We start from the raw sequence: 14108 nt of genomic DNA, 5'->3' as shown, positions 1-14108 counted from the left end.
AGTTCTAACTCAGCTCGTTGTAATAAGCCGTTTCGGTCATTTTGGACCAGGGTTTGGCCAGTTCCTGAAATCGTTGGATGGAGGCGTAGACGCGGGCAGCGAAGGGGTCAGAAGCAGCGTATTCCTCGATCACCTCCGCGGCGGCTTCCCGGGCCTTGGCCAACACGGCGGGCGGGAAGGGTAGGAGGCTCAGCCCCTCCGTTTGCTGGAGCCCTTCCAATGCTTCTGCGTTCTTCGCCTCAAAGGCCGAGATGGTGTACATATTTACGTAGTGCGTGGCCACGCGGAAGATCTCCCGTAGGTCATCCGGTAACTCTTCGTACTTGTCTTTATTGACGAAGAACTCAAAGGCCGTCCCCGGCTCGTGCCAACCAGGATAGTAATAGTACTTAGCGATCTCATGGAAGCCCATGAAGGTGTCGTGGTAGGGCCCGATCCATTCGGTAGCGTCGATGATGCCTCGCTCTAACCCGGTGTACAGTTCCCCGCCGGGCAGCAGGACGGGCGTGCCGCCCAGTCGTTCCAGCACGCGGCCGCCCAGACCGGGCATCCGCATTTTCAGCCCTTTAAAATCTTCTACGGTGTCGATGCGGCGGTTGTACCAGCCGCCCATTTGTACGCCAGTGTTGCCACCTACGAAGGGAACGAGGTTATACCGAGCGTACAGTTCCCGCCAGAGTTCCATCCCGCCGCCACTCAGGAGCCAGGCATTCATTTGCTGGGCGTTGAAACCAAAGGGAAAGCCCGCGAAGAATTGGGCCGCCGGCGCCTTCCCCGCCCAGTAGTAGGCCGCGCCGCTACCAATCTCCGCTGCGCCATTGCGGACGGCATCAAAGATCTCCAGGGGCGGTACGAGTTCGCCCCCTCCGTAGACGGTGATGTCGAGCCGTCCGCCGGACATCACCCGGCAGAGGTCCGCCAACATCTCGCAACCTTCACCCAAAATAGGGAAGCCCGGTGGCCAGGTGGTGACCATTTTCCACTGGAACTGTTCCCCGCTCACGGTCTGGTCGCTGCCCTGGGCTTTCACCTTGCCCCCGAGGAGACGTAGTGCCACTGGCAATCCAATCGTACCTGCCGCGAGGGATTTGAAAAAGGTCGATCGTTTCATGGCCGGTGCTTAAGGTCCTGATTATTGAGTTGCTTATCCGCAATCTGCTGGTAGTTGCCCCGCGCCTGGACGTCACTCTGTAGCAGGTAACAGGATAAAAGCCCGCTGTCTTCGGAGGCGATGAGCATCGTCCTGCCGTCGGCCGAAAAATCAATGTATTCCACGCGGGCCGAGGGCAGGGAGAGGGCCAGCTCGCGGTCGCTCATCCGGTAAAAGTTGATGGCCTTGGCGTGGCCGCCCGTTACCAGGTACTGTCCGTCGGGCGTGAAGGCCACGGCCTCGATCTTCAGTGGGTTGCTGAATTCCTTTTCCAAGGCCCCGGTTGCGGCGGAGAACAGGCGGGCCTTGTTGTCAAAACCACCCGTTGCGATCAGTTGCTCGTCGGGGCTCCAACGGACGCTCTTTATGCTACCCGATTGCCGGGGGATGCTCAGCGTCACCGAACCGGTAGCCACGTCAATCACTCGCGCGAAGCCTTCGTAGCGCTTCCCGCCCGGTCCGTTAGCATCCGGGGTTTGGATGTTGCCGCCTACTATCAGGCGAAGCCCGTCTTTCGTGAAGTCCAGCGAGTTGATCGTCGATCCACAGTTGATGCGGCGGACTTCCTGGTAGCTGGTCGCATCAAAGAAGATGGCGTTACCGGCTTCGTCGCCGCCCACGATGAAGCGGCCGTCCGGGCTCCAAGCGATGCCGTCCAGCCCGGCATCTTTCAGGCGGATCACGTGGAGGGCGGCGCCGGTAGCGGCGTCCCAGATACGTAACGTAAGGTCTTCACCACCACTGGCTATGCGTTTACCGTCGGGGCTGAAGGTGACGCATTCCACTTCGCTTTCGTGGGCGGCTCGCCAGGCAACGGTGCCGTCGATCACGTTCCATTTGATCACCTCGTAACCAAATTTTCCGCCGCTAACGGCGTACTGTCCGTCCGGGCTGAATTCCCCCGCTTCCACAGCCCTGAGCCGTGGGCTGATATCCGCCGCCCGGTGCCACAGATTAGTGACAACGGGTTGGTCCGCGGGGTAGATCTGTTCATCCTGCGCTGCCGCGGGTGCCAGGGAAAGGGCAAGTAAAAAAGTTGGGATGAGTCGGTAAAGCATATGTAGGTGACTAGGCTGGAAAGATAGGCCCCAAAGTTATTCTTAATGGAAGAGGGGTAGAGGTGGCCAGTAAAGAGCGTTCCTATCAACGGAATCTAACCGCTCCCCGGGGGAAGGGCTATCTTTGCGGAAATTTTCAACTCAATTCCGGATCGGGCGTTAGCCTGGCCAAGCCCCACAAAGTATGAGCAGAAAGGACCGTAAGATGATCTACAAGACACCCGAGGAAATCGAACGCAGCCGGGTTGCCTGTCAGTTGGTGTGTAAAACCCTGACCGAAGTAGGTAAGATGCTACGGCCAGGTCTCACCGGCCTGGAGATCGACACCTTCGCCGAAGAGTTCATCCGCGATCACGGTGCCGTCCCTGGCTTTAAAGGATTGTACGGTTGTCCGTCTACCTTACTCGTCAGCCAGAATGAGGAGGTAGTCCACGGCCTGCCGGATCAAAACCAGGTCTTTAAGGACGGCGACATCCTTAGTATTGACTGTGGCACGATCGTCAACGAATTCTACGGAGATGCTGCTTACACGTTTTGCGTCGGCGACGTAGTCGAAGAGGTCATGGACCTCTGCCGCCGGACCAAGCATTCCCTTTATCTGGGGATCGACGCCGCCCGCGCCGGGAAGCGGGTTGGAGATATCAGCCATGCAATTCAGTACTATACGGAACGCGAGCACGGATACGGTGTAGTACGAGAACTGGTGGGCCACGGCCTCGGGCGCTCTCTCCACGAAGCACCGGACGTGCCCAACTTTGGAAAGCGGGGTAGGGGCCCAGTCCTAAAGGCGGGCCTCATCATTGCCATCGAGCCTATGATCACCCTGGGCCGCAAGGACGTTCACGGCCGCGACGATGGCTGGACGATCGTTACGCGCGACGGTAAACCGGCCGCTCACTACGAGCACTCCATTGCAATCTCTCCCGGCGGCGCACCAGCTGATCTGATGAGCGACCACCGCCCAATCGAAGAAGCCATAAGAAATAATCCTAATCTGAAGTACGTCGACAACCTCGACGAGGAATTGGTGGCCATCTACCAGCCCGTTGCCGCTAGTATCTGATCGAGCAGCGAGCGGTCTAACTTCCGCGGTGGTAGTGTTTTTAAGATTTTCTTACGGTAGAAGGCAAATCAGTTGTGGAATGCTGTCATGTACCTGAATTAGGCCGCTGAAGCGTAATTCTCAAAACTTAATTTGGTGGATGTTCGGGTTGCCAATATGAGGTAGTCCAGAGTGGACTTGTTGAAGCGGTTGAGATCAGTGCTATTGAGCTGTAATTCAACCGAATAGACGCGGTGTGCCTTTACTTAAGTGAAACAAATATTCTAAACACTTGGGTAGCTGTAATGAAAGCATTACCTTTGCCCTCCGAAATTCAAAACATGTCCAAAAAAAACCTGATTAAGCAGGATGGCGTGATCGAAGAAGCCCTGGGGAACGCCTTGTTCCGCGTGCGCTTGGAAAACGACCACGAAATCAAAGCCAGTATTTCCGGCAAGATGCGGATGCACTACATCAAGATTCTTCCTGGTGATAAGGTAGCCGTTGAAATGAGCCCGTACGATCTTTCGCGCGGCCGTATCACTTACCGTTACAAATAGGCTCTGAGCTGCTGCCTTCTCGTTTTAGGCGGATTCAACTAATTGGATTATGAAAGTTAGACCCTCAGTAAAGAAGCGTAGCGTCGATTGCAAGATCGTGCGTCGCAAGGGCAAAGTTTACATCATTAATAAAAAGAACCCCAAGTTCAAGCAACGCCAAGGGTAATTTTTACACAACTTCATTATGGCACGAATTGCAGGTGTTGACCTCCCGCGGCAGAAACGCGGAATTATCAGTTTGACCTACGTGTTTGGTGTAGGGGCCACCCGGGCTCGAGAGATTCTCGACAAAGCCGGTGTTGACCATGACACTCACGTAGCAGACTGGACCGATGAGAACATCCGTACCATCTCTAACCTACTCCAGAACGAGTACAAGGTTGAAGGTGATCTACGTACGGAGGTTTCCACGAACATCAAACGTCTTATGGACATTGGCTGCTTCCGCGGTCTCCGTCACCGTAAGGGTCTCCCACTGCGCGGACAGCGCACCCAAACCAATGCGCGTACTCGTAAGGGTAAGCGTAAAACAGTAGCTAACAAGAAAAAAGTCACTAAATAATGGCTAAGAGACCATCAGGCGGTGGACGCACGACGTCCAAGAAACGCAAAGTCAAAGTTGAGAGCGAAGGCCTCGCTTACATCCAGGCATCTTTCAACAACATCATCATCACCATCACCAATAAGGGTGGTGACGTGATCAGTTGGGGAACGGCTGGTAAGGAAAAATTCCGCGGCTCGAAGAAATCCACTCCCTACGCTGCTCAGGTAGCTTCCGGTAACGCAGCTCGCGATGCCTACGAAGCCGGCCTCCGTAGCGTTGAGGTTTACGTAAAAGGCCCCGGTAGTGGCCGTGAAGCCGCCATCCGCGCGCTCGACGGTGCCGGTATCCGCGTAACCAAGATCAAGGACGTGACGCCACTTCCTCACAACGGTTGCCGCCCTCCCAAGCGCCGCCGCGTATAATCCCCTCCATTCTCCATTAAACTAACGTCCCCGCTCCCCAACTTCAGTTTAGGGATGGGATCTAAAGACTCAGGTCATTATGGCTAGATATACTGGTCCAAAGGCAAAGAAAGCCCGTGCTCTTGACGAGCCGATCTTCGGCTACTCCCGCGCGTTCGAGCGTAAGAAGTACAAGCCAGGCCAACACGGTAACACCCGTGGCCGCCGCCGCCAACCTTCTGATTACAAACTGCAGATGACGCAGAAGCAGATTGCTAAGTACACTTATGGTGTGCTCGAGCGTCAGTTCCGCAACCTCTTCGAAAAGGCGCAGGCCAGCCGTGGTATCACGGGTGAAGTGCTGCTTCAGCTACTCGAGAGCCGCCTGGATAACGTCGTGTTCCGCCTTGGTCTCGCACCAACGCGCCGCGCTGCCCGCCAGCTCGTTTCTCACCGTCACATCCTGTTGAACGGCCGTTTGAACAACGTTCCTTCTACTCACGTGAAGGTTGGTGACAAGATCACCGTTCGCCCCAAGTCTCAGGGTCTGGAAGTTGTTCGCGACTCCGTATCCGGCAAGAGCGACGTACGCAACTACGGTTGGTTGTCTTTCGATCAGAGCAAGATGGAAGGTATCTTCCTTGCTGTTCCTGAGCGGGAGAACATCCCCGAGAAGATCAACACCCAGTTGATCGTCGAACTCTACTCTAAGTAAGTCTTAGGCGGGGATACCCTTGGCGCCTCCTCCAGAACTGGAGCGGGCCCCAAGATCCCCCCCCGGGCGGCGACCCACTTCCCCACCCCCCTACGGGCGCCGTCCAGTCCCCAGCCAGGCCACCCGGCCCGCTGGGGACAAACTAATTTAATAGTCCAGGTGTTTCCGTCCGGTTGGCTACCCCGCCACTGCCGCCCGAAAAACCACTCAAAGCGATAATTCGAAATATGAGCACAATGCTGAACTTCCAGAAGCCGGACAAGATCACGATGCAGAAGTCCGATGACTTTCACGGTACTTTTGAATTTAAACCCCTGGAACCCGGCTTCGGCCAGACGATCGGTAACTCCCTCCGTCGCGTTCTTCTCAGCAGCCTGGAAGGTTGCGCTATCTCCGCCGTTCGTATCGCCGGAGTGGACCACGAGTTCTCCACCATCCGCGGTGTTACCGAGGATGTAGTAGAAATTATCCTCAACCTCAAGCAGGTTCGCCTGAAGCGCCTCATCCAGACGGACGACAGCTTCGAAGAAGAAAAAGTGTACCTCACCATTAGCGGTAAGGACCAGTTCACGGCCAAGGACATTGGTGACCACACCAACGTCTTCAAGGTGATGAACCCAGATATGGTACTTTGTACCATGGAACCTTTCGTTAACCTCGAAGTGGAGCTCACGATAACTAAGGGCTACGGTTACGTACCTGCAGACGAGAGCCTTTCCAAGAATGCTCCAATTGGTGTTATTCCCGTGGACGCTATCTACACGCCAATCAAGAACGTAGCCTACCGCGTTGAGGCTACCCGTGTTGGCCAGCGTACGGACTACGAAAACCTGATCCTCGAAGTCAAAACCGACGGCACCATCCACCCGGAAGATGCGGTACGTGAGGCGGCGAACATCATGATTCAGCACCTCGTACTCATCACCAACGAAGCGATCGAGTTCCAGACCGTTGGCACGCGTGAAGAGAGCATCGTTGACGAGCACATCCTGCACATGCGGAAGCTCCTCAAAACCAGCCTCGAAGACCTCGACCTTTCCGTACGGGCCTACAACTGCCTCAAAGCAGCGAAGATCAACAGCCTCGGCGAACTGGTCCGCTACGATACGCACGAACTCCTCAAGTTCCGCAACTTCGGTAAGAAGTCCCTCGTAGAGATCGAAGAACTACTCGTAGAGAAAGGCCTGACCTTCGGTATGGACCTTTCCAAGTACAAACTCGACGAAGAGTAAAAGATTAGTCTGTAGTCTTTAGTCTATAGTGCTGAAGACTATAGACTACAGACTATAGACTAATAATGTGGACTGTCGGCAACGGCATTGAACTCCAATTTCAACCTTCGGTAATTACATCCATCCTTTCGCAAGCGTCCACCTTGCCGCGGCGATGGAAAAGTGTTACCACCAATCTTTCCCTCAGACATGCGTCACGGTAAGAAACACAACCACCTCGGCCGAAAAACGGCACACCGCAAAGCAACGCTGCGTAACCTCGCCATTGCTTTGTTTACTCACAAGCGGATCAACACAACTTTGGCCAAGGCTAAAGCCCTCCGTGTATTCGCTGAGCCCCTTATCACCAAAGCCAAAAAGAACGATACGCACAACCGCCGTACCGTTTTCGCAGCCTTGAATAATAAGGACATCATCAACGTCCTCTTCGAAGAGATCGCTCCGAAGGTTGGCGACCGCCCCGGTGGTTACCTCCGCGTTATCAAGACCGGCTCCCGTTTGGGTGATGCCGCCGAAATGGCCATGATCGAATTGGTCGACTACAACGACGTCTACACGAAAGGTGGTGCTACCGCTAAAGCTGGTAAGACCCGTCGTAGCCGCCGTAAGAAGAGCGCCGCTCCGGTAGCTCCCGCTACGCCGGCTGCTGAGGAAGAGTAATCTTCCCCATGCAAACCTTATAACCCGGAAGTGTCCCTCAGGATGCTTCCGGGTTTTTTTGTGGGTTGACTGTACGGAGTACTTGCGGTCTTACCCTTTGATCTAACATCAGCTGATCCATTTCAACACGGCCTGATTTGCGCGTGAAGGTGTCCAATACGTACAGTGCTCGATCCGGTTAACCTATTTGTTGGCACCTGCGGCAGCGCCCATGCTCAGAACGTAGATCAGTAAAAGAAGCTGGCCCCTCGAGTGAAGAGCCAGCTAATTCAAAGGATCAAAACTGAGACTATGAGATCATGACGCCGTGGTAGCAGTGTGTTTTCGCACGCGTCACTGAATCATGATCGGCTGCGGGCTAATCTTCTTACCTTGCGGGCACAACTTTTATTTATGGCACCACACGCTGACCAACGGTACCTGCGGGCACTGCGCGAGAATGACTCAGCGACGGTGAATGAGTTGTACCAACAGTCTTTCCCTAAGATTGTGACCTGGGTAAAGCGGAATAATGGGTCAGAAGATGATGCGGCGGATCTATTTCAGGAGGCCCTCGTAAGCCTCTACCACTCCGCTCATAAGCCGGGGTATACGCTGACTTGCCCCATCGGCGCACTGATATTTTCGATTTGTCGGAACCGTTGGATTGATCAGCTACGTAAAAAAAACAAGGAACAAAAGGTAAGAGAAGTAGAGGTAGCGCGATACGATAGTGAAGACCGCGTGGCTTCTGCCCTAGAAATTGAGGAAGAAGCGGCACTAAGGAAGCGCAAACTGGACACTACCATGGCTCAGCTCAGCGCAACCTGCCAGGACTTACTAAAGCTGCTCGCCAAAGGCACCAAGCCCGCTGAAGCCGCCGAGAAGTTAGGCATGAGTAATGCAAACACGGTCTACCGGAGAAAAAACGCCTGCCTACAACGCTGGCGGGAATTGTTAACAGCCTTAGATCGTCACTCATGAAAGAGCAGGATTACGTAGACATTGAAAGGTGGCTGGACGGTGACCTAGCTGCTGATGAGCTGGCGAATTTTAAGCGCCGGCAGGCAACGGACCCCACTTTTGCTCAGGCCGTTGCTGAAAGAGAAGAACTATACGCCCACCTACGGGCTACCGTGGGGGAAGCAGATTTTAGAAGGACGATAGTCGAAGCCATGCAACAATCGCCTCGGGAAGCTAAGGTGATCGCCCTCGAGCCCCGAAAGCGTAAACGGACCTGGATGGTGGCGCTCTCCGCTGCAGCCACAATCCTGCTACTAATTCTTGCCTTCCAATTTTTTAACGATGGCGCTGGTTTTGATGACTCTCTCTACGGAGATCATCCACCCATTGCGCTCGTCGAGCGCGGTACGGGAACGAGTATTGCGCAGGAAGCGGAAGCCAAGTTCAACGCTGGCGAATACGCCGCAGCAATTGCGCCACTGCGAGAATTATTAACCCAGGCACCTAACGGGCAGGCTCAATTAGCCCTTGGCATTTCTCTAATGGAAACCAATAAAAACGAAGAGGCAAAGGAGGTCTTTCAACAATTGGCCAGTGCAAATAGTGAGATGGCCGGTTACGCCAACTGGTACCTAGCCTTACTTGCCCTCAAAAAAGGGGAAGCCGCAGCGGTAGAAAAATACCTTGATGCCATCCCTAAAAGTGATGCTGCCCTGCAAGAAAAAGCCCGGAAGCTTCGGGAAGCCTTATAATTGACTGACAACTACTCACTGTTTTAGCATCTTCTACTGCCTTCTACCCCCTATTAAATCGGTTCCTTCCGGAGCCAAACATAGCTTTATTGGATGCACCGAAAAGATTTACATCATGACGTTCTTCAAAAAATCAATCACACTCATCTGCCTGGTACTACTAGCCAGTACGCTCTCGGGCCAATCATTTTCGGATGATTTTGCGGCAGACTTGAGTAATTGGCCGGTCACGGCTGGCTGGCAATGGGACGCGGATGGTAAGGCTGACAACATCCCAAACGTAAATTGGAACAACCGAAGCCGGTTAAGAAGTGCCTCCGAGGGTGGGGCCGCACTATATGACTCAAGCACTGGAGCCGGACGGCTAACCAGCCGCATCTTCACCCCGGACACTGAACCGGGGCTGTTCGTTTCCTTTTACCACTACTTTCAAAACCAGGGGGGACAGATCCGCCTACAAGTAATTGAGTCAGGCGGCAACGTGCTCTACGATGAGCCCCTCGTACCTAATGTAGTCAGCGACGAAGAAACCTCAGCGGGTAACTTTCAAATCATTGACCTTAGCTTCCTCAAAACTAATGGGCTGAATGATTTTCAGATCTCTTTTGAAGTGGCCACCAACATTGAGTTTTGGCTTTTGGATGATGTGACGGTGGGAACGGACCGCCCCGCTTGGCCGACATTCCCAATCTACTTCGGGCAGCAACTCACCAACTTTGGCATCCCCTTTAACGTGGACTCATTGGCAATGCCTTTCGTCCCCTTCGAAGTAGTTCTGGACTTCGCGGCGACAGCTACACCGGCCATCCGGGATGCCATTCGGGCCGAATTTGACATCGTATCCGTAGAGAGTTGCGTCTGCGACCGCCTGGAGGTATGGACAATGGGCGGCGGTGTCTTTTTCGACGAGGCCACTGGCCAGCCCCTCGGCCCTCCCGGGGATATTCTGGAGCGCGTCCTGGGGAGCAGCACCAACAGCGGAGCGGAATCCGGAGAAGTAGACAACATCGAACTGAACGTACTCACCTACGACGAACTGCTCAGTAACCCTAATGCGCCAACCAGCCCGCTGCAGAGTGGAGATTTGGCCTTTCTTACCGATGCACCCGCAGGGGCAGTGAAAGTGGCCGTGCTGGATACCGGCCTGGACTTGGATCACCCGACGCTCCAGCCCTACCTGTACAAGAACGACGACCCACTGGGTGACGGAGAAGATGACGATAGCAACTGCCAGACCGACGATTTGATCGGTTGGAACTTCGTCGACGGTAACAACAACCCAGACGATGGCCATGGCCACGGCACCCACGTAGCGGGAATCGTCGCCCAAACCGTAAGCGAATGTGACAACTGTACGGTACAGATCATGCCCTACAAAACGCACGATAACTTTGGGGTAGGCACTGTCTTCAATGCTGCGTGTGCCGTACTGCAGGCATCGGTCTACGATGAAGCGGATGTGATCAACGCCAGCTGGGGTTTCTACGGTCAGGGAAGTGATATTCTGCGCCGAGCAATTGATACGGCCGCGGTTTATGGTGCCTTGGTCGTTGCAGCAGTGGGTAATGATTCACTCAACATGGTCGCTGATGATCAATTTCCCGCGACATACACTTCCAATACGGTCATGAGCGTCGCCGCTTTTGATTTTGACGGGGTATCTGAATTGAGTTTGGCCCCCTACTCCAATTACAATCCTTCATTCGCCGATATCTCCTACTACGGAACCGCCATCAATAGTGCGCTGCCCGGTGGAGGATTGGGAAATAAAACGGGAACCTCCATGGCCACCCCCGCGCTCAGCGCCACGGCCGCTCTGCATTTGTGCATGACGCCCAGTTTGAGCGCGGCGGCACTGCGCACGGAAATCCTGAATAATGCTTATGATAACTCCGCCGAGTTGGGAACCTTCATCTTCAACGGTAGAATCCCGGATATTGAAGATGTATGTGAAATGACTGACCCCGGTAATGACGGCACCGCCGCTCCTTACTCCGCCTGCATTTGCGACGATGAACAACCCTCCGTGGTCTCGGTGACCGCCGATAGCCCGGAAGGGGAGTACACCATTCGCGTCCTGACCCTCAGCGGCGAAGAGCTTAACCGGGTGGACAACGCGCCATTAGAAGCGGGCCAGCCCCTGAACGTGGAACTGGGTACTGACGAGCCAGGGACTTACCTCATCGTCATCAAAAATGACCTGGAGACGCGGGTACTCAGGGTTGTGCGCCAGGATTAGGCCAAGGTATTTGAAAGGGTCCAGGGCCGTACGGAATGGATACTAATAGCTAGCTCCGAGAAAGTCCCGACATTGTGGGCTAATTCACCGCTATGGTCCGATCGTACTATGCCCTTCTTGCTTTGCTTTTCCCGTGCTGGCTAGTAGGGCAGTGCCCAACGGTAGAGGAACTCGGAGAAACACTTACTTTGGAGCCCGTTGGCCAACTTTACGCCACTTGCAGTACGCTGGATGATTCGTTGAGTAATGCCTACCATAATATCAGTGTCTACTATTATTCGCAGAAGGATTATCACGCCGCCATCGCCTACGCTGGCCGGGCGGCAGAAACGCAGGAGCGCCTCTTTGCGGGTCAGCAACCTGGCTTAGAGCTGGGTAAGACCTACCACAACCTGGGCATCTTCCACCAACGGCAGTACAAGTGGCGGTTGGCTAACGAATATTTCAGCAAAGCGGTGGCGACCTTTCTTGAGGTTGACCATCCCGACGCTACCCGCCGCCGGCTGAAAAGTGCGGTGCAGGCTGGGTTGACCAGTCAATATTTAGGTAACTATAAGCGGTCGGAAGCCTTTTACCAAGCCGTAACGGAAGACGCTAACGTTGCTGATTTTCCGAAAGTGCTGGCGGATGCACTCAGCCGCTCTGGCGACCTATATATGGAAATGGAGGACTTCTCTGCTGCAGCCGAAGCTTACGGCCAGGCTACGGAAGTTTTTGAGGAGTTAGGTAGTGCCTACAAATATCAAGATGCACGATTGGCCCTGGCTAATGCTGCCTACAAGTCGGCGGACTACGAAACCTCACGCCGGCTCTTAAAAGAATTAGTACCACTTTTTCGTAAGACCGATGATGAACGATTGAGCCGCGCTCTCAGCCTTCGATTACTCAATAACATAAAGGGTGAGCGTCTAACCGATGCGGAGGAGAATTACACAGAAAATCTTCAGCTGGCTCTCCGTTTAGGCTATCCGGACTTGATCGCTCAGGCCTACGATAACGGAGCGGAATTGGCTAAAGCCCAAGGAAACGCTGCCGAGGCCATCCAGCGAATCCGTTTGGCGATGAATGCCCTGGTCCCCAACTTCATTGCCACGGACGAGCGATCACTTCCTACCACGGCGGAAATGAGAAATTCCGTTTATCAGGGTGATTTACTGATCTACCTCAATGACCTCGCCATTGCTTACGAAGCGGATGGCCGGCTGACCGAAGCCATCGACGCACTCGCCAAAGCCGGGGACCTAACGGACTTAATCCAGGAGGGGGTAGGGGCCGCCAATTCAAAACTGTTCTGGAGGAAGCAGGTGCGTGGTACCTACGAGCGTGCTATTTCCCTTTGTTACCGTACGGGGGACTCCCTCAGAGCGTTCGATTTCTTTGAACGGAGCCGCGCCGTCCTTTTGCAAGAGGCCTTGATTGAAAACGACCGCCGGGCAATGCTTCCAGATTCCGTTCTGGCTGCATTGGACGACTATGCTCTCCGGCTGACTGAAATGCGGACGGACCTCTCCGCGAAGGAAACCGATGGGAATAGTGAATTGAATCTTCGCATCAACATCTTGCAGGATAGCCTGAGTAACTTCCGCAGAGAGGTCAGCCGCAGTTTCCCGAACACGCTTTCGGTAGTCTCCGGTGCGACCTCGGTTGATCTTGCCACCGCGATCAATAACCTGGATAAATCCAACATCGACTATGCAGTGCAATACTTCGTTGGGGAGGAAGAAGTCTTTGCTTACGTTATTGAACGGGGAGTGCCCACATTGCATAAGTTGGGGAACACTAAGAAAACCATTCAACATGTCCAGCAGTGGTTAGGCTTATTCAGTTCACCCCAAGCCTTCGCTGAAGAGTCGAATGGCTACCTGTTTTGGGGGACCACATTAGCAGAAAAACTGCTCCTTGGGACGGGACTGCAGCAAGACTATTCACTGCTAATAATTCCTGATGGTATCCTGGCTTTTCTTCCCTTTGCCGCTTTGCCTCGTGTTCCAGGACCAGGGGAAGAAGATGCGCCGTACCTAGTCGCCCACCCAATCACCTACAGTCAGTCTGCCGCAGTGTACGCTCATACTTTGGAAAAAGCTGATCAGCCGATCCAACGTACCCTCCTGAGTGCCTTTGCGCCCTACACAGAACCTCAGGGAGACGGAGAAATCGTGCTACAATCCAGCCAGACGGAGATGGAGACACTAGAAAAGCTTTTTAATGCCTCGATCACTACCGGAGATGCAGCTTCCCGCGCAGCCATGATTGCTGGACTTCAATCCGCGGACATTGTCCACTTGGCTACCCACGCGTACGCGTCGAATACGGCTTCGTCGGACCCACGCATTCTTACCGCCGATTCTACGATCTACCTGAGCGATATCTATAATTTGCGTGCGCAGCAGCGGCTGGTCACGCTCAGCGCCTGTTACAGCAATATCGGTCAGGATGCCAGCGGCGAGGGTGTACTCAGCCTTGGCCGAGCTTTCACCGCTGCAGGTGCTTCCGGTGTGGTGGCTTCCCTTTGGGGCCTTAATGACCGTTCGACGGCGGGTATTATGGAGTCCTTTTACACGAAACTCCACGCCGGGGAGACAGTGCCTCGCGCCCTTCAATCCGCCCAACTCGCTTACTTGAACGACCCTACGGTCCCTTCCTACTTACGGACGCCCTACTACTGGGGCGCGCTAACTTACTACGGTGCGCCGGCGGCGGTTGCGGCTACACCGTCATCTAATTCCTGGTACATCTGGGGTGCCGGACTGGCCTTCGTGCTAGGGATGCTATTTTTTGTGTTTCAACGAAAGCTATAGTCGTTCAGTCCGCTA

At 54.3% G+C, this 14108-nt stretch carries 14 protein-coding genes; 12 read left to right on the top strand and 2 right to left on the bottom strand.

Translation table 11 applies throughout. The features are described 5' to 3' along the window. Window positions 1-4: 4 nt before the first annotated feature. Window positions 5-1111 (bottom strand): TRAP transporter substrate-binding protein, encoded by a 1107-nt coding sequence (locus tag A3850_RS01005; RefSeq protein ID WP_068213056.1) that lies wholly within the window; start codon window positions 1109-1111, stop codon window positions 5-7. Continuing rightward, window positions 1108-2208, bottom strand: coding sequence for a WD40 repeat domain-containing protein (locus A3850_RS01000; RefSeq protein ID WP_068213055.1), 1101 nt, complete (start codon window positions 2206-2208; stop codon window positions 1108-1110). The genes A3850_RS01005 and A3850_RS01000 overlap by 4 nt, the downstream gene beginning before the upstream one ends. A 184-nt stretch (window positions 2209-2392) precedes the next feature. On the opposite strand from A3850_RS01000, the gene map reads away from it, so the two are divergent. The 12 genes from map to A3850_RS00940 all read left to right on the top strand — a co-directional run bounded on the left by map (window position 2393) and on the right by A3850_RS00940 (window position 14093). After that, complete coding sequence (gene map, locus A3850_RS00995; RefSeq protein WP_068213052.1) at window positions 2393-3271, top strand: type I methionyl aminopeptidase; 879 nt, start codon at window positions 2393-2395, stop codon at window positions 3269-3271. A gap of 320 nt (window positions 3272-3591) precedes the next feature. Continuing rightward, window positions 3592-3810: a translation initiation factor IF-1 gene (gene infA / locus A3850_RS00990; RefSeq protein ID WP_068213050.1), complete on the top strand. Its 219-nt coding sequence runs from the start codon at window positions 3592-3594 to the stop codon at window positions 3808-3810. 49 nt (window positions 3811-3859) lie between these two features. Further along, window positions 3860-3976 carry a 50S ribosomal protein L36 gene (gene rpmJ / locus A3850_RS00985; RefSeq protein WP_068213048.1) on the top strand — a complete coding sequence of 39 codons (117 nt, stop codon included), beginning with the start codon at window positions 3860-3862 and terminating at the stop codon, window positions 3974-3976. An 18-nt stretch (window positions 3977-3994) separates the two neighbouring features. Then, entirely contained in the window at window positions 3995-4372 is a 378-nt protein-coding gene (gene rpsM, locus A3850_RS00980) for a 30S ribosomal protein S13 (protein WP_068213046.1), read from the top strand. Then, complete coding sequence (gene rpsK / locus A3850_RS00975) at window positions 4372-4776, top strand: 30S ribosomal protein S11 (protein ID WP_068213044.1); 405 nt, start codon at window positions 4372-4374, stop codon at window positions 4774-4776. Before rpsM ends, rpsK begins: the two co-directional genes overlap by 1 nt. A gap of 79 nt (window positions 4777-4855) precedes the next feature. Further along, window positions 4856-5470 carry a 30S ribosomal protein S4 gene (gene rpsD / locus A3850_RS00970; protein WP_068213041.1) on the top strand — a complete coding sequence of 205 codons (615 nt, stop codon included), beginning with the start codon at window positions 4856-4858 and terminating at the stop codon, window positions 5468-5470. A gap of 227 nt (window positions 5471-5697) precedes the next feature. Next, window positions 5698-6702 carry a DNA-directed RNA polymerase subunit alpha gene (locus tag A3850_RS00965; RefSeq protein ID WP_068213409.1) on the top strand — a complete coding sequence of 335 codons (1005 nt, stop codon included), beginning with the start codon at window positions 5698-5700 and terminating at the stop codon, window positions 6700-6702. Window positions 6703-6891: 189 nt separating this feature from the next. Then, window positions 6892-7362: a 50S ribosomal protein L17 gene (gene rplQ / locus A3850_RS00960; protein ID WP_068213038.1), complete on the top strand. Its 471-nt coding sequence runs from the start codon at window positions 6892-6894 to the stop codon at window positions 7360-7362. 393 nt (window positions 7363-7755) lie between these two features. After that, window positions 7756-8325: an RNA polymerase sigma factor gene (locus A3850_RS00955; protein ID WP_068213035.1), complete on the top strand. Its 570-nt coding sequence runs from the start codon at window positions 7756-7758 to the stop codon at window positions 8323-8325. Continuing rightward, window positions 8322-9056, top strand: a complete 735-nt coding sequence (locus tag A3850_RS00950) for a hypothetical protein (protein ID WP_068213032.1) — start codon at window positions 8322-8324, stop codon at window positions 9054-9056. The genes A3850_RS00955 and A3850_RS00950 overlap by 4 nt, the downstream gene beginning before the upstream one ends. A 115-nt stretch (window positions 9057-9171) precedes the next feature. Further along, complete coding sequence (locus A3850_RS00945) at window positions 9172-11295, top strand: S8 family serine peptidase (protein ID WP_068213029.1); 2124 nt, start codon at window positions 9172-9174, stop codon at window positions 11293-11295. 92 nt (window positions 11296-11387) lie between these two features. Further along, window positions 11388-14093: a CHAT domain-containing protein gene (locus tag A3850_RS00940; protein WP_082921543.1), complete on the top strand. Its 2706-nt coding sequence runs from the start codon at window positions 11388-11390 to the stop codon at window positions 14091-14093. The last annotated feature ends 15 nt before the right edge of the window (window positions 14094-14108 follow it).

This window comes from Lewinella sp. 4G2 (genome assembly GCF_001625015.1).
Lineage (GTDB): Bacteria > Bacteroidota > Bacteroidia > Chitinophagales > Saprospiraceae > Neolewinella.
The sequence above is the reverse complement of the archived record's forward strand: the minus strand, read 5'-3'. Positions and strand labels throughout refer to the sequence as shown.